The organism is Microbacterium sp. MYb64, from assembly GCF_002979495.1.
Classification (GTDB): domain Bacteria; phylum Actinomycetota; class Actinomycetes; order Actinomycetales; family Microbacteriaceae; genus Microbacterium; species Microbacterium azadirachtae_A.
On record NZ_PCOW01000003.1, the window covers coordinates 78,722 to 92,651 of the forward strand.

14 protein-coding genes are annotated in these 13,930 nt (G+C 71.2%); 11 read left to right on the forward strand and 3 right to left on the reverse strand.

From position 1 onward, the window contains the following. Positions 1-87: 87 nt before the first annotated feature. Positions 88-537, reverse strand: coding sequence for a nuclear transport factor 2 family protein (locus tag CQ044_RS04270; RefSeq protein ID WP_105687112.1), 450 nt, complete (start codon positions 535-537; stop codon positions 88-90). Between the two features lie 109 nt (positions 538-646). Between CQ044_RS04270 and CQ044_RS04275 the strand changes: the two genes are divergently transcribed. The 7 genes from CQ044_RS04275 (at position 647) to CQ044_RS04305 (ending at position 6,018) form a co-directional block, all read left to right on the forward strand. After that, positions 647-1,501 carry a Rieske (2Fe-2S) protein gene (locus CQ044_RS04275; protein WP_258133159.1) on the forward strand — a complete coding sequence of 285 codons (855 nt, stop codon included), beginning with the start codon at positions 647-649 and terminating at the stop codon, positions 1,499-1,501. Positions 1,502-1,574: 73 nt separating this feature from the next. Beyond that, the gene (locus tag CQ044_RS04280; RefSeq protein ID WP_105687114.1) at positions 1,575-2,045 is read left to right on the forward strand and encodes an A24 family peptidase; all 471 of its coding nucleotides are present in this window, start codon (positions 1,575-1,577) and stop codon (positions 2,043-2,045) included. 94 nt (positions 2,046-2,139) lie between these two features. Then, positions 2,140-2,352: a hypothetical protein gene (locus CQ044_RS04285; RefSeq protein ID WP_045272447.1), complete on the forward strand. Its 213-nt coding sequence runs from the start codon at positions 2,140-2,142 to the stop codon at positions 2,350-2,352. After that, complete coding sequence (locus CQ044_RS04290) at positions 2,345-2,959, forward strand: CYTH domain-containing protein (protein ID WP_105687115.1); 615 nt, start codon at positions 2,345-2,347, stop codon at positions 2,957-2,959. Before CQ044_RS04285 ends, CQ044_RS04290 begins: the two co-directional genes overlap by 8 nt. Positions 2,960-3,016: 57 nt before the next feature. Next, entirely contained in the window at positions 3,017-4,171 is a 1,155-nt protein-coding gene (locus CQ044_RS04295; protein ID WP_258133160.1) for a type III polyketide synthase, read from the forward strand. Continuing rightward, on the forward strand, positions 4,161-4,883 hold the full coding sequence (locus tag CQ044_RS04300) for a methyltransferase domain-containing protein (protein ID WP_105687119.1): 723 nt from the start codon (positions 4,161-4,163) through the stop codon (positions 4,881-4,883). Before CQ044_RS04295 ends, CQ044_RS04300 begins: the two co-directional genes overlap by 11 nt. Next, the gene (locus CQ044_RS04305) at positions 4,870-6,018 is read left to right on the forward strand and encodes an NAD(P)/FAD-dependent oxidoreductase (RefSeq protein ID WP_105687121.1); all 1,149 of its coding nucleotides are present in this window, start codon (positions 4,870-4,872) and stop codon (positions 6,016-6,018) included. The genes CQ044_RS04300 and CQ044_RS04305 overlap by 14 nt, the downstream gene beginning before the upstream one ends. A gap of 72 nt (positions 6,019-6,090) precedes the next feature. Here CQ044_RS04305 and lpdA read toward each other — a convergent pair whose 3' ends face one another. Continuing rightward, positions 6,091-7,488, reverse strand: coding sequence for a dihydrolipoyl dehydrogenase (gene lpdA, locus CQ044_RS04310; protein ID WP_045272451.1), 1,398 nt, complete (start codon positions 7,486-7,488; stop codon positions 6,091-6,093). A 164-nt stretch (positions 7,489-7,652) separates the two neighbouring features. Between lpdA and CQ044_RS04315 the strand changes: the two genes are divergently transcribed. The 3 genes from CQ044_RS04315 (at position 7,653) to CQ044_RS04325 (ending at position 9,433) form a co-directional block, all read left to right on the forward strand. Beyond that, positions 7,653-8,078, forward strand: a complete 426-nt coding sequence (locus CQ044_RS04315; RefSeq protein ID WP_105687337.1) for an FHA domain-containing protein — start codon at positions 7,653-7,655, stop codon at positions 8,076-8,078. After that, a complete protein-coding gene (locus tag CQ044_RS04320; RefSeq protein WP_045272453.1) occupies positions 8,078-8,755 on the forward strand; it encodes a MerR family transcriptional regulator in 678 nt (225 codons plus the stop codon). Before CQ044_RS04315 ends, CQ044_RS04320 begins: the two co-directional genes overlap by 1 nt. 132 nt (positions 8,756-8,887) lie before the next feature. Then, positions 8,888-9,433, forward strand: coding sequence for a MerR family transcriptional regulator (locus CQ044_RS04325; RefSeq protein WP_045272640.1), 546 nt, complete (start codon positions 8,888-8,890; stop codon positions 9,431-9,433). An 84-nt stretch (positions 9,434-9,517) separates the two neighbouring features. Here CQ044_RS04325 and CQ044_RS04330 read toward each other — a convergent pair whose 3' ends face one another. Then, positions 9,518-10,327, reverse strand: coding sequence for a ParA family protein (locus CQ044_RS04330; protein WP_105687339.1), 810 nt, complete (start codon positions 10,325-10,327; stop codon positions 9,518-9,520). 83 nt (positions 10,328-10,410) lie between these two features. On the opposite strand from CQ044_RS04330, the gene CQ044_RS04335 reads away from it, so the two are divergent. Continuing rightward, positions 10,411-13,824 carry a pyruvate carboxylase gene (locus CQ044_RS04335; protein ID WP_105687122.1) on the forward strand — a complete coding sequence of 1,138 codons (3,414 nt, stop codon included), beginning with the start codon at positions 10,411-10,413 and terminating at the stop codon, positions 13,822-13,824. Positions 13,825-13,930 lie beyond the last annotated feature (106 nt).

Sequence of the window (13,930 nt, forward strand, 5' to 3'; positions counted from 1 at the left end):
CATGACCTCCATTCTCGAATATCTCTTCTAATACTGCAACTGCAAAGAAGACGATAACTCGTACATCCGACATGGAGGAGAGGGAGCTCAGGAGACGGGGCAGGCCTCCTGGCGCACGTCCTCGTGGAGGTGCAGGATGCGCAGCGCGCCGTCCGTCCGGTGCTGCAGCACGGCGGTGTTGCGCGACAGCTCGGGAGAGACCGCGACGCCGTGGGCGTCCGTGCCGTCCACCCGCAGCCACCAGGTCGCGACGAGGATGCCGCCGGCCTCGCGCACGCGGAGATCCTCGACGGTCAGCGAGGTCTCCGTCCAGGCCGGCGCGCTCGGCTCCGCCGCGATCTCGGTGCGGCGACCGCGGAGCGCGGCGAGCTCCTCGAGCCCCGTCACCAGGGCGTCGGAGGCGGAGTCGAAGATCGTCACGTCCTCCGCGAGGCGGGCATCGATCGCCGAGGGAGCGCCGCGCAGATAGTCGTCGTACATCCCCGTCAGCAGGCGGTGCACGTCCTCGTGGGGCAGGGGGCGGGAGGTCGGATCCATCGCGCGAGGCTATCAGTCCGCGCGACGGGTCCCGCCCGTCACGCCGTTGACCCTCGCCGACCGCGGGAGTAGACAGGAGGTTCCCACGGCGCGGTGCGGAGGAGATCCCATGCGAGTGACAGCGGCGATGCAGTCCCTGATCCGGACGATCGGGAAGACGAAGGGGCTCGATCCCGCGGCGGAGAAGCTGAGCGGCTGGGTCGAAGCGGCCACGCGCTCCACGCCCGTGAAGAACGCGCTCTCCGGATCCTGGCTGGGGCATCAGGTCCATCCGATGCTCACGGATCTGCCGATCGGGGCGTGGGGCGCGGCCACGGTGCTCGATCTCACCGGGGCGGATCCGGCGGCGTCAAGGCGTCTCGTCGGCCTCGGCATCCTCGCCTCCGCGCCGACGGCGGCCGCGGGCGCCTCCGACTGGTCGTCCCTGTACGGCCCTGCGAAACGGGTCGGCCTGATCCACGCCGCCGCGAATGCGACGGCCTCCGTCCTGCAGATCACCTCCTGGCTGGTGCGGCGCCGCGGGCACCACGGCGCCGGCGCCGCGCTCAGCCTGCTGGGGTTGAGCCTCACCCTCGGCTCGTCGTACCTCGGCGGGCACCTCTCGTTCGTGCGCGGCACCGGCGTGAACCACACGGCGTTCCAGGGCGCGGTGCGACGCTGGACGGATGTGGGGGCGGACGCCGACCTCGTCGAAGGCGCCCGGTCGCGGGTCATGGTCGGCGAGGTCCCCGTGCTGCTCATCCGGGCAGGCAGCGCTCTGCATGCGATCTCCGCCGTCTGCAGCCACCAGGGCGGCCCGCTCGACGAGGGGAAGCTCGGCGCGGACGGCTGCGTCACCTGCCCGTGGCACGGCAGCAGGTTCCGCATCGAGGACGGCTCGGTGCAGCGAGGGCCGGCGAGCGTGCCGCAGCCGCGCTGGGAGGCGAAGGTCGAGGACGGGCGGATCCTGCTCCGTTCGGCCTGACCGCGCCCGCCGGCCGGGTCCGGTTATCCACACCCCGCTCACGGCGGTCGCGCCGATCTCCTACCGTCAGGGCATGGATCCTGCTGCGGTGGTCGTCGTGCTGACGCACCTCGTCCTGCTCGCGGTCGGGATCCGGCTGATCACCGTAGACATCGCCACGCACCGGCTCCCGGACCGGATCGTGCTGCCGACGCTCGGGGGAGCGCTCCTGCTCGCGCTCGTCGACGCCGTGTTCGCGGGCGGAGGCGCGAGGCTGCTCGGAGCGTTGTGGGGGATGCTGATCCTCGGCGGCTTCTACGCGCTGCTGCGGGCGCTGAGCCGCGAGGGCATGGGCGGCGGCGATGTGAAGCTCGGCGCGCTCATCGGGCTGGTGCTGGGCTGGCACGGCTGGCAGGCGCTCCTGGTAGGCGCGGCGTCCGCGTTCGTGCTGGGCGCCGCGCATGCGATCTGGCTCATCGCGCTCCGCCGGGCGACCGGCTCGACGCACCTCGCGTTCGGCCCGTGGATGATCGTCGGCAGTGCGCTCGGCGTCGCGGTCGCGTGACGAGCCTGCGCGACGAACCGTCGCGCGGGGACAGTGCGAGGAACGCCGTATCGGGATCGCGTCCTGCGCGCGGGCGGGGGATTAGGGTGAGCACATGGCACTCGCACGGCTTCACGGCGGCCCGCTGGACGGGCAGATCCTCCCCCTCGCCGCGGAGGACGACAAGCTGATCCTCCCTTACAGCGAGACCCAGGTGGTCTACAACCGCCGGGGCGAGCCGAAGAACACCGGCCCGCACGACGGGCCCACCGAGGTGGAGTACTGGTACGAGGAGTCCCTCGAGGACATCGTCCCGTCCGATGACTGAACCGTCGCGCACGCTCGAGGTCGAGCGCAAGTACGACGTCGACGGCGACACTCCGCTGCCCGCCTGGGACGCGATCCCCGGCGTCGATGCGGTGACGGAGGGCGAGCCCCGCGCTCTGGACGCCCGGTACTTCGATACCGCCGAGGGCGATCTCGCACGGGCGGGCGTGGCGCTGCGGCGCCGCACCGGCGGTCCCGACGAGGGGTGGCACGTGAAGGGCCCGCGCAACCGCGACGGGCGCCTCGAGCTGGGCTGGCCGCTCGGTGAGGGCGATGAGCTGCCGTCCGCGGTCGCCGAGATCGTCGCGCAGTGGACGACGCGTCCGGTCTTCCCGCTCGCCCGGATCGAGAACGCCCGCACGGCCTACCTGCTCACCGGACCGGGCGGGGTGGTGGCCGAGTTCGTGGACGATCATGTCCGCGGCACGGATCTGCGCCGCGGCGGACAGCGGGAATGGCGCGAGTGGGAGATGGAGCTGGGGCCGGCGGCCCCGGCGGACGACGCGGGGCGGGACGCCTTCTTCCGGGCGGTCGAGCAGGCGGTCGTCGCGGCCGGCGGCCGGGAGTCGCTCTCGGGATCGAAGCTCGGACGCGCACTCGGTTTCTGAACGGCCCGGATCCGCAAGCCCCTTCCTGCCACGCGGGCAGCATGCTTGAGTGGCACCATGAGCAGCCCGGTGATGCTGAGGTCCCTGCAGACGGTGGTGCCGGACACGATCCTGCATCAGGACGAGGTGCGCGACGTGTTCGCCGCGCAGCCAGGGCTCTCCCGGCTGGCGCGGCGGATCGTCACCGCCTCGTTCGACGGATCCGGCATCAACACCCGCCGCACCGTGCTCGACGAGCTCACGTGGACGGCGACCGACGCGGAGCCGGTGTTCTTCGACCGCGCGACGGGGGAGCTGCTGTCCCCGGCCACCGGTGTCCGCAACGACGTCTACGTCCGCGAGGCCGGCCGGCTGTTCATCGCCGCGGCGCAGGCCGCTCTCGAGGCCGACCCTGAGGTCGGGCCCGCCGATGTCACGCACGTGGTCACGGTCTCCTGCACGGGCTTCCACGCCCCGGGGCCGGAGTACGAGATCGTGCGCGCGCTGGGCCTCTCCGATTCCGTGCAGCGCTATCACCTCGGTTTCATGGGCTGCTACGCCTCGATGCCGGCATTGCGTGCGGCCCGTCAGTTCTGCGTCGCGGATCCGGACGCCGTGGTGCTGGTGGTCAGCGTCGAGCTCTGCACGCTGCACCTGCGCTCCTCGGAGGATCCGGACGTGATCGTCGCCTCCTCGCTGTTCGCCGACGGTGCGGCGGCCGGCATCGTCACGGCGCGCCGGTCCGTCGCCCCGGGGCTGCGCCTCGACCGCTTCCACACCGCGATCGCCCCGCAGGGCCGGAAGGACATGGCGTGGACGATCGGCGACCACGGCTTCGAGATGACCCTCTCCACCGCGGTGCCCCAGATCATCGGCGAGACCATCGTCGACGCGCTGCGCCCCCTCTACGCCGGGGAGCTCGGAGCGCCCTTCGAGGACGGCAGGATCGGCGAGGAGGTGCAGCACTGGGCGATCCATCCCGGTGGTCGCAGCATCCTCGACCGGGTGCAGGACCGGCTCGCGCTCAGCGATGCGCAGCTGCACCCCGCCCGCGAGACGCTGCGGCGGCACGGGAACATGTCCAGTGCGACGATCCTGTTCGTGCTGCGGCGCATCCTGGAGGAAGAGGGCGCGCGCGACGGTGAACGCGTGTCCGCGATGGCGTTCGGGCCCGGCCTGACCGCGGAGAGCGCGCTGATGACGGTCGTCGGCGCGGAGGGCGATGGGCGCTGACCTGTCCACCCGCGCCGTCGACGTGCGCGAGCTGATGGACGACCCCGTCGCTGATCCGCAGACGCTGGAGCGCACCTACAGGCGCTTCGGAGCGGTGAACGCCGTGGTCTCCCGCCCCGGCGCACTGTACCGGGACGACATCAGGCCCCGGGCGAGGACGGGCCTGGTGCGGATCCTGGACGTGGGGGCCGGCGGGGGAGACCTCTGCCGCGCGCTCGCCGCGCGGCTCGGACGCGACCGACTCCCGGCCGAGATCACCGCCCTCGACGCGGACGAACGCGCCACGGCCTGGGCCGCCGCGCACGACGGCGGAGCGGGGGTGACGTACCGGTGCGCGCTCGTCGCCGATCTGGTCCGGGCGGGCGAGGTCTACGACATCGTGCTGTCCAACCACGTGCTGCACCACCTCGGTGCGGCCGAGCTGCAGGACATGCTCACCGACACCGCGCACCTCGCGGGAGAGGCGGGACTCGTGGTGCATCGCGACATCGCGCGCAGCCGCACCGCCTACGCCCTGTTCGCGATGGGGACGTGGCCGTTCGCCGGCAACCTGCTGGCCGGATCCTTCATCCGCGCCGACGGGCTGACCAGTATCCGCAGGTCGTACACGGCCGCGGAGCTCGCCGCCGTCGCGCCGGCGGGGTGGACCGTGCGGCGCGGGCTGCCCTCCCGCCTCGAGCTGCGCCGGGAGCCGGGCGATGAGCGATCCTGAGCAGCTGCTGGTCAGCACCACGGTGCTCGACCATGACGTCGTGATCGTCGGCGCCGGCCCGGTCGGGATGCTGCTGGCCTGCCTACTCGCCCAGGACGGCATCGACGTCGTGGTCTGCGAACGCCGCCGGGAGGAGGATCCGCGCAGCCGCGCGATCGGAATACACGCGCCGGGTCTGGAGATGCTCGATCGCGCAGGAGTGGGAGCAGCGGCGCGTGCGGCATCGCTCGCGCTCGAGGGCGGCGACGTGCTCAGTCGGGGCCGGGTCCTCGCGTCGCTCGACTTCTCCGCGCACCGGCCCGTGCGCGTGCTCCCGCAGCAGCGGACGCACGCCCTGCTGCGGGAGCGGCTGCAGACCCTGTCCGCGGGCGCTCTGCGTCCCGGTTGCAGCGTGCGCGCGGTCAGGGACGAGGGGGAGTTCGTGCGGCTCGCCGTGGATCGGCCCGCGGGTCGGCAGGAGGTCACCGCCGCCTTCGTGGTGCTCGCGGACGGCGTGCACAGCACTCTGCGCCGGGAGCTCGGCTTCGAATGGCGCCGTCGCCCGGGCCGCGCCGCGTACACGATGGCCGATGTCCCCGACCCTGCGGCCGGGGTCCGCGCCCAGCTGCACTGCGAACCCGGAGGGATCGTCGAGGCGTTCCCGCTGCCGGGCGGTATGCGGCGCTGGGTGCTGCGGGGTGGAGGCGTGCACACCGGGGCGGAGTTCCGTACCGCGATCGCGCAGCGGATCGGGCGGGAACCGGCGATCGGCGACGAGGTCCGGCCGACGGGTTTCGTCGCGGCCCAGCATCTGAGCCGGACCGTCGCCCGAGGCCGGGTGGCGCTGCTCGGCGACGCCGCGCACGAGATCAGCCCGATCGGCGGGCAGGGCATGAACCTGGGCTGGGTGAACGCCGGCCGGCTGGCCGCGGCGCTGCGCACGGCCCTGGTCGAGGGCGACCGGGATCTCGGCGGCTATGCGCACGGGGCCCTGCGCGCCGCTCGCGCCGCGCAGAGGCGGAGCGCCTTCTACATGACCATGGGCGCCCCGGCGCAGGGTGTTCCGCTCGCCACACGCGAGACGCTCATCCGGGCCCTGGGCTCGGGGCCGCTCCGTTCGTGGGCCTCCGGACTGGTGACGATGCGGGGCTTCTGACGGCATGCGGTGCAGACGACGAGGGCCGGCCACGCACCTGGCGTGACCGGCCCTCTGTCCGATCGGATCCGATCAGAGGTTGATCATGTGACCCGCGAGCCCGTGGAACGCCTCCTGCAGCGCCTCCGACAGGGTCGGGTGCGTGTGCACGTTGCGGGCGGCTTCGAGAGCGGTCAGGTCCCACTTCTGCGCGAGGGTCAGCTCGGGGAGGAGCTCGGACACGTCGGGGCCGATCAGGTGGCCGCCGATGAGCTCGAGGTGCTCGGCGTCGGCGATGAGCTTGACGAAGCCCACCGGCTCGCCCAGGCCGTTGGCCTTGCCGTTCGCGCTGAACGGGAACTTCGCGACCTTGATCTCGCGGCCCTCGGCCCTGGCCTGCTCCTCGGTGAGTCCGAAGCTGGCGACCTGCGGCTGGCAGAACGTGGCGCGCGGCATCATCCGGTAGTCGCCCAGCGTCATGGTCTCGGCCTTGCCGATGGTCTCGGCGGCGACGACGGCCTGAGCCTCGGCGACGTGCGCGAGCTGTAGCTTGGCGGTGACGTCGCCGATCGCGTAGATGCCCTCGACGTTGGTGCGCATGTGGTCGTCGATGTCGATCGCGCCGCGGTCGGTGAGTGCGACGCCGGTGTTCTCCAGGCCGTAGCCGTTCACGTTCGGGGCGAAGCCGACGGACATGAGGACCTTGCCGGCCGTGATCTCGCCGGGCTGACCGTCGCGCGTCTCGTACGTGACGTGCACGGAGGAGCCGTTGTCGGTGACGGTCTTGACCGCGGTCGAGGTGAGGATCTCGACGCCGAGCTTCTTGTACTGCTTCTGGATCTCCTTGGAGACCTCGACGTCCTCGTTGGGCAGCGCCCGGTCGAGGAACTCGATGATGGTGACCTTGACGCCGTAGTTCGTCAGCACGTAGCCGAATTCCATGCCGATCGCGCCGGCTCCGACGATGACGATCGATTCGGGGAGGTCACGGCTGAGGATCTGCTCCTCGAAGGTGACGACGTTGTCGCTCAGCTGCACGCCCGGCAGCAGGCGGACGGTGGATCCGGTGGCGATGATGGCGTTGTCGAACGTGACCTCTTCGGTCGTGCCGTCGGACTTCGCCACGGAGATGGCCTTCGGGGAGGTGAAGGTGCCGCGGCCGTCGTACTCGACGACCTTGTTCTTCTTCATCAGGAAGTGGATGCCCTTGACGTGGGTGTCCGCCACCTTGCGGCTGCGGTCGAACGCGGCGCCGAAGTCGAAGTGCACGTCGCCCGAGATGCCGAAGAACTCGGCCTTGTGGGTGAACGTGTGCGCGATCTCCGCGTTCTTCAGGAGCGACTTGGAGGGGATGCAGCCCACGTTGAGGCACACACCGCCCCAGTACTTCTCCTCGATGATCGCGGTGGAAAGACCGAGCTGGGCGCTGCGGACGGCGGCGACGTAACCGCCGGGGCCAGCGCCGAGGATGACGACGTCGTAGTGTGGCATGCTCCCAGCCTATCGCCCGCGCAGACGACCCCGGGCGGGCGATGCCGCGCGGATCCGGCTCCCGGGCGCCGCGTGCTTCCGATAGGCTGGAACGCCAGAGGAGGGGGAGAACAGTGACTGAGAACGACGTTCCCGAAGGCGCCGTCCGCCGCGGCGGTGAGCCCATGCACGACACCACGCAGACGTTCGGCCACGACTCCGACCTGTCGTTCGTCCCGTTCGGCGCGGAGCTGACGGAGGTCGAGCAGGCGGCGATCGCCGCGCTGCCCTCCGGTTCGGCGCTGCTGCTGGTCCGCTCCGGCGCGCTCGCCGGCGCCCGGTACCTGCTCGACACGGCGGTGACCACGGTCGGACGCCATCCCGAGGCGGACATCTTCTTCGACGATGTGACGGTCTCCCGTCGCCACGCCGAGGTCATCCGCACCGGCACGGCCTTCGAGGTCGTCGATCAGCGCTCGCTGAACGGAACCTACGTCAACGGCGAGCGGGTCGACCGCAGCGAGCTGCGCAACGGCTACGAGGTGCGCGTCGGCAAGTTCCGGCTGAACTTCTTCGCGTCGCCCGTGGATCTCGCGCAGGCGAACGACTGATGGCGGCATCGGCCGCCGAGCGTTCCGCCCCTTCCGGGCTGCTGAGCATCGGCCAGGTGCTCGCGCGCCTCACGCCGGAGTTCCCCGATGTGAGAGCCTCCAAGCTCCGCTTCCTGGAGGAGAAGGGCATCGTGAACCCGGTGCGCACCGCCTCCGGGTACCGCAAGTTCTCCGCCGCCGATCTGGAGCGGATCCGCATCGCGCTGACGCTGCAGCGCGACCAGTACCTGCCGCTCAAGGTCATCCGCGAGCACCTTGACGCGCTCGAGGAATCCGGCGGCGCGCCGGAGCTGCCCGCGTCGATCGTGAAGGGGCCGCGCCGGTATCGCCGCGACGAGCTCGTCCACGCCGCGGGTGCGTCGCACGCCCTGCTCGGCGATGCGGTGTCGAGCGGCATGCTGCCGGCGGCCGAGACCTACCCCGAGTCCGCGGTGTCGCTGCTGCGCGCGCTGGCGGCCCTGGACGGCCACGGCATCGGGCCGCGCCACCTGCGGCCGCTGCGACAGAGCGCCGAACGAGACATCGCCCTGGTGCAGTCGGCGCTGTCCGCGCTGCTGCGCCGCACCGACACCCCCTCGCGGGCGCGGGCCAGCGAGATGGCTCCAGAACTGGCGTCCCGCCTCGACGAGGTGCGTTCGCTCCTCGTCAAGGACGGCATCGGCCGACTGCTGTCGTAACGAACTGATTGCGACACACCCCCGACTCGGGGCGGATGTCGTTGTCGGGGATGCCGCGCTGTTCTAGCGTGGAGTCATCGACTTTCAGGTAGTGGTTGAAGGATGCTGTTCCTTCAGGATGAGGAGGATGCGATGAGCGCCGAGGAACGGGGCGATGCACCGTCGTTCGGAGACGATCTCCTCTTCACCGACGGGCTTCCCGCGATGGACGACGAGGTCGGCTACCGCGGGGCCGTGGCGGCCCGTGCGGCCGGCATCACCTACCGCCAGCTGGACTACTGGGCGCGGACCGAGCTGGTCGTCCCGACGGTCCGCGGGGCGAGCGGATCCGGATCCCAGCGTCTCTACGGCTTCCGCGACATCCTCGTGCTCAAGCTCGTCAAGGAGCTGCTGAACACGGGCATCTCGCTGCAGCAGATCCGTACCGCCGTCGACCAGCTCCGGGCCGCAGGCATCCGCGACCTCGCGGGCACCACGCTCATGAGCGACGGCGCATCGGTCTACCTGTGCACCTCGAACGACGAGGTGATCGACCTGCTCAGCCGTGGCCAGGGCGTCTTCGGCATCGCGGTGGGCAAGGTGTTCCACGAGGTCGAGGCCACGCTCGTCGAGTTCGACGCCCTCGCGCCGGAGCCGATGGACGATCTCGCCGCACGTCGCTCGCGTCGCACCGCCTGACCGCGCAGCGCCGCAACGGAAAGAGCCGGCCCCTCGAGGACCGGCTCTCGTCGTATCAGGACTCTTCCGAGTCGCTGAGTCCGCTCAGACGCGGGTGTCGTCGGGCAGCGTGATGCGCCCGGTGCGGATCACCCGGTCCAGCAGCGTGTCGAAGTCGGCGGCGAGCTCCTGCGCGGAGTCGCCGGGCCAGATGTGCAGCGGCTTCGCAGCGCCCTGGGCCTGCTGCAGCGAGGTGCGCTCCGGCAGCTGCGGCGAGAGCACGAGCGGGCCGAACATGTCGCGCAGCTCCTTGATGCGGAACTGGTGCTCGATGGACTGCGGGCGCACCCGGTTGACCACGATGCCCAGCGGCTGCAGCCGGGGGGAGAGGCCGCGGCGGATCTCCTCGATCGCACGCAGGGCGCGGTCAGCGGCGGCCACGGAGAACAGACCGGGCTCGGTCACGACCATGACGCGGTCGCTCGCGGCCCACGCGGTGCGCGTGAGCGCGTTCAGCGACGGGGCGCAGTCGATCAGGACGAGGTCGTAGTCGGCCTCGACGGCGGCCAGCGCTTCCTCGAGCTTCCACACGTCGCGCACGCTCGGGTGCGGACCGTCGAAGTTGATCGCGGACGGGCTTCCGATGAGCACGTCGATCGTCCCCGGGTGCACCTTCGCCCAGCCCGAGGACGTGATCGCCTGTCGGACCACTTTCTCCTTCGGGTTCGCCAGGACATCGGCGACGTTGAGGCGCCCTGCGACCTGGATGTCCATGCCGGTGGAGACGTCGGACTGCGGGTCGAGGTCGACCACCAGGGTCCGGACGCCGCGGGCGAACGCCGCCGAGGCGAGGCCGAGGGTCACGGTGGTCTTGCCGACACCGCCCTTGAGGGAACTGACGCTGAGTACGTGCACGGAGACCACGTTACCTTCCTCTAGGCTGAGGAAACACTCAGCCCCCCGATGCGCGTCGCTGCGCAACCAGTGTTCGAGGTGCCATGTTCCAGAAGATCCTTGTGGCCAATCGTGGAGAGATCGCGATCCGGGCCTTCAGAGCCGCGTTCGAGGTAGGGGCGAGGACCGTCGCGGTCTTCCCCTGGGAGGATCGCGGATCCATCCACCGCCAGAAGGCCGACGAGTCGTATCAGATCGGCGAGGTGGGGCACCCGGTGCGGGCCTACCTCGACGTGGAGGAGATCATCCGCGTGGCACGGGAGTGCGGCGCGGATGCGATCTACCCCGGTTACGGCTTCCTCTCCGAGAACCCGGAGCTGGCTGCGCGCGCGGCCGAGAACGGGATCACCTTCATCGGGCCGCCGGCGCACGTGCTGGAGATGGCCGGCAACAAGGTGACGGCCAAGCAGCACGCGGTCGCCGCGGGCGTGCCCGTGCTGCGCTCGACCGACGCCTCGGATGACGTGGACGAGCTGGTCGCCCAGGCCGAGGGGATCGGATTCCCGATCTTCGTCAAGGCCGTCGCCGGCGGCGGCGGTCGCGGCATGCGCCGGGTGGCGTCGCTCGGCGAGCTGGCACCCGCACTGGCCGAGGCCATGCGCGAGGCCGGGAGCGCGTTCGGCGATGCCCGCGTCTTCCTCGAGCAGGCCGTGCAGCGGCCGCGGCACATCGAGGTCCAGGTGCTCGCGGACGGCACGGGTCACACCGTGCACCTGTTCGAGCGCGACTGCTCGGTGCAGCGCCGTCACCAGAAGGTGGTCGAGATCGCTCCCGCGCCGAACCTCGACGAGGGGATCCGCAAGGCCCTTCACGGCTACGCCGTGGCCTTCGCGAAGTCCATCGGCTACCAGAACGCCGGCACGGTCGAGTTCCTCCTGGAGACGGCGGGAGAGCGGGCCGGCGAGGTCGTCTTCATCGAGATGAACCCGCGGATCCAGGTCGAGCACACGGTGACGGAGGAGGTCACAGACGTCGACCTCGTGCAGTCGCAGATCCGGATCGCGGCCGGCGAGACGCTCGCCGATCTCGGCCTGGAGCAGGACAGCATCCAGCTGCGCGGCGCCGCACTGCAGTGCCGCATCACGACGGAGGATCCGGCTCAGGGCTTCCGCCCCGACACCGGCCGGATCACGACCTACCGCTCGCCCGGCGGCGCCGGCATCCGCCTCGATGGCGGCACCACGGCGGCCGGTTCGCAGATCAGCCCGCACTTCGACTCGATGCTTGCGAAGCTCACCTGCCGCGGCCGGGATTTCCCGGCGGCCGTTGCACGTGCGAAGCGCGCCCTCGCCGAATTCCGGATCCGCGGCGTGGCCACGAACATCCCGTTCCTGCGCGCCGTGCTCGACGACCCCGCCTTCGTCTCCGGCGACGTGTCGACCCTGTTCATCGAGGAGCGGCCGGAGCTGCTCACCAGCAACCCCTCGAGGGACCGGGCGACGCGGCTGCTGAACTGGCTCGGCGACGTCACGGTGAACAAGCCGTACGGCGACAAGCCGCTGTCGCCCTCGCCGGGCAGCAAGCTCCCCAAGATCGACCTCAGCGTCGAGCCGCCCGCCGGAGCCCGCGAGCGGCTGCTCCGCCTCGGGCCGGATGGGTTCGCCCGCGCGCTCCGCGAGCAGACCGCACTGGCCGTGACCGAGACGACCTACCGCGATGCGCACCAGTCGCTGCTGGCCACGCGCGTGCGCACCAGGGACCTGGTGCGTGTGGGCCCGCACGCGGCGCGCATGACGCCGCAGCTGCTCTCGATCGAAGCATGGGGCGGCGCGACCTACGACGTCGCGCTGCGCTTCCTCGCCGAAGACCCGTGGGAGCGCCTGGAGGCGCTGCGGGCGGCGATTCCGAACATCCCGCTGCAGATGCTGCTGCGGGGGCGCAACACGGTTGGATACACGCCGCGGCCCGTCGAGGTGACGAACGCGTTCGTGCGCGAGGCGGCGTCGAGCGGGGTGGACATCTTCCGCATCTTCGACGCGCTCAACGACGTGTCGCAGATGCGTCCCGCGATCGACGCGGTGCGGGAGACCGGCACCGCCGTCGCCGAGGTGGCGCTCTGCTACACCGGCGACCTGCTCGACCCTGCGGAGCAGCTCTACACGCTGGACTACTACCTGCGGCTCGCCGAGCAGATCGTGGAGAGCGGCGCGCACATCCTCGCGATCAAGGACATGGCGGGCCTCCTCCGGCCCGCGGCCGCCGCGCGCCTCGTGTCCGCGCTGCGCGAGCGGTTCGACCTTCCGGTCCAGGTGCACACGCACGACACCGCGGGTGGGCAGCTCGCGACGCTGCTGGCGGCCAGCGCGGCCGGCGCCGACGCGGTCGATGCCGCCGCTGCGCCGATGTCCGGCACGACGAGCCAGCCGTCGCTGTCCGCCCTCGTGGCGGCTCTTGCTCACACCGAGCGCGACACCGGGCTCGACCTGCAGGCGATCGGCGACCTCGAGCCGTACTGGGAGGGCGTTCGTCAGCTCTACCGTCCCTTCGAGTCGGGGCTGCCAGCGCCCACCGGACGCGTGTACCACCACGAGATCCCGGGCGGACAGCTGTCGAACCTGCGTCAGCAGGCGATCGCGCTGGGTCTCGCGGACGATTTCGAGCGCATCGAGGACATGTACGCCGCGGCGGACCGGATCCTCGGCCGGATCCCCAAGGTGACGCCGTCCTCGAAGGTGGTCGGCGATCTGGCGCTCGCGCTCGTGGCCGCCGGCGCGGATCCTGCGGACTTCGAGCAGAACCCGCAGAACTACGACATCCCCGATTCGGTGGTCGGCTTCATGGCCGGCGAGCTGGGCGACCTTCCCGGCGGATGGCCGGAGCCGTTCCGCACGAAGGTGCTGGCGGGGCGCGAAGTGTCGATCGACATCGTCCCGATCTCGGCGGACGAACAGCGTGCGCTCGACGGCGAGAGCCTCGAGCGCCGGCAGACGCTGAACCGCCTGCTCTTCCCCGGACCGGCGGCCGAGTTCGAGCGCAACCGCGCCGCCTTCGGCGACCTGTCGGCCCTCGGCACGCCGGACTACCTCTACGGCCTCGTGCCGGGTGAGGAGCACGTCGCGGAGATCGATCCCGGGGTGCAGCTCTACGTCGGGCTCGAGGCGATCGGCGAGGCGGACGAGAAGGGCATCCGCACCGTCATGACCACGCTGAACGGCCAGCTCCGTCCCGTGTTCGTGCGGGATCGCTCGCTCAAGGTCGACGTCCGCGAGGTGGAGAAGGCCGACACCTCGAAGCCCGGTCAGGTGGCGGCGCCGTTCTCGGGCGTGGTGACCATGAAGGCCGAAGTCGGCGATGCTGTGCGCGCCGGGGAGCCCATCGCCTCGATCGAGGCGATGAAGATGGAAGCGGCGATCACGGCACCCGTCGACGGTGTCGTGGAGCGCGTCGCGATCGGCGCCACGCAGCAGGTCGACGCCGGCGATCTCCTGGTGGTGATCCGCCCGTCGCACACGGACTGAACGCAGCGGTGAGGGGCGGAGGACGGCCTGTACAGGGCGTCCTCCGCCTCGGCCCGCCGCGTCGGCGTGCGGCGATGTGCACTAACCTTGTGCGTTGTGATGCGCG

What these genes read in the sequence shown, in the direction of transcription:
- CQ044_RS04270 (WP_105687112.1), bottom strand. Translation starts at nt 537, where the DNA reads ATGGATCCGACCTCCCGCCCCCTGCCCCACGAGGACGTGCACCGCCTG.
- CQ044_RS04320 (WP_045272453.1), top strand. Translation starts at nt 8,078, where the DNA reads ATGGCGGCATCGGCCGCCGAGCGTTCCGCCCCTTCCGGGCTGCTGAGC.
- CQ044_RS04280 (WP_105687114.1), top strand. Translation starts at nt 1,575, where the DNA reads ATGGATCCTGCTGCGGTGGTCGTCGTGCTGACGCACCTCGTCCTGCTC.
- CQ044_RS04305 (WP_105687121.1), top strand. Translation starts at nt 4,870, where the DNA reads ATGAGCGATCCTGAGCAGCTGCTGGTCAGCACCACGGTGCTCGACCAT.
- CQ044_RS04325 (WP_045272640.1), top strand. Translation starts at nt 8,888, where the DNA reads ATGAGCGCCGAGGAACGGGGCGATGCACCGTCGTTCGGAGACGATCTC.
- CQ044_RS04315 (WP_105687337.1), top strand. Translation starts at nt 7,653, where the DNA reads ATGCACGACACCACGCAGACGTTCGGCCACGACTCCGACCTGTCGTTC.
- CQ044_RS04295 (WP_258133160.1), top strand. Translation starts at nt 3,017, where the DNA reads ATGAGCAGCCCGGTGATGCTGAGGTCCCTGCAGACGGTGGTGCCGGAC.
- CQ044_RS04335 (WP_105687122.1), top strand. Translation starts at nt 10,411, where the DNA reads ATGTTCCAGAAGATCCTTGTGGCCAATCGTGGAGAGATCGCGATCCGG.
- lpdA (WP_045272451.1), bottom strand. Translation starts at nt 7,488, where the DNA reads ATGCCACACTACGACGTCGTCATCCTCGGCGCTGGCCCCGGCGGTTAC.
- CQ044_RS04285 (WP_045272447.1), top strand. Translation starts at nt 2,140, where the DNA reads ATGGCACTCGCACGGCTTCACGGCGGCCCGCTGGACGGGCAGATCCTC.
- CQ044_RS04300 (WP_105687119.1), top strand. Translation starts at nt 4,161, where the DNA reads ATGGGCGCTGACCTGTCCACCCGCGCCGTCGACGTGCGCGAGCTGATG.
- CQ044_RS04275 (WP_258133159.1), top strand. Translation starts at nt 647, where the DNA reads ATGCGAGTGACAGCGGCGATGCAGTCCCTGATCCGGACGATCGGGAAG.
- CQ044_RS04290 (WP_105687115.1), top strand. Translation starts at nt 2,345, where the DNA reads ATGACTGAACCGTCGCGCACGCTCGAGGTCGAGCGCAAGTACGACGTC.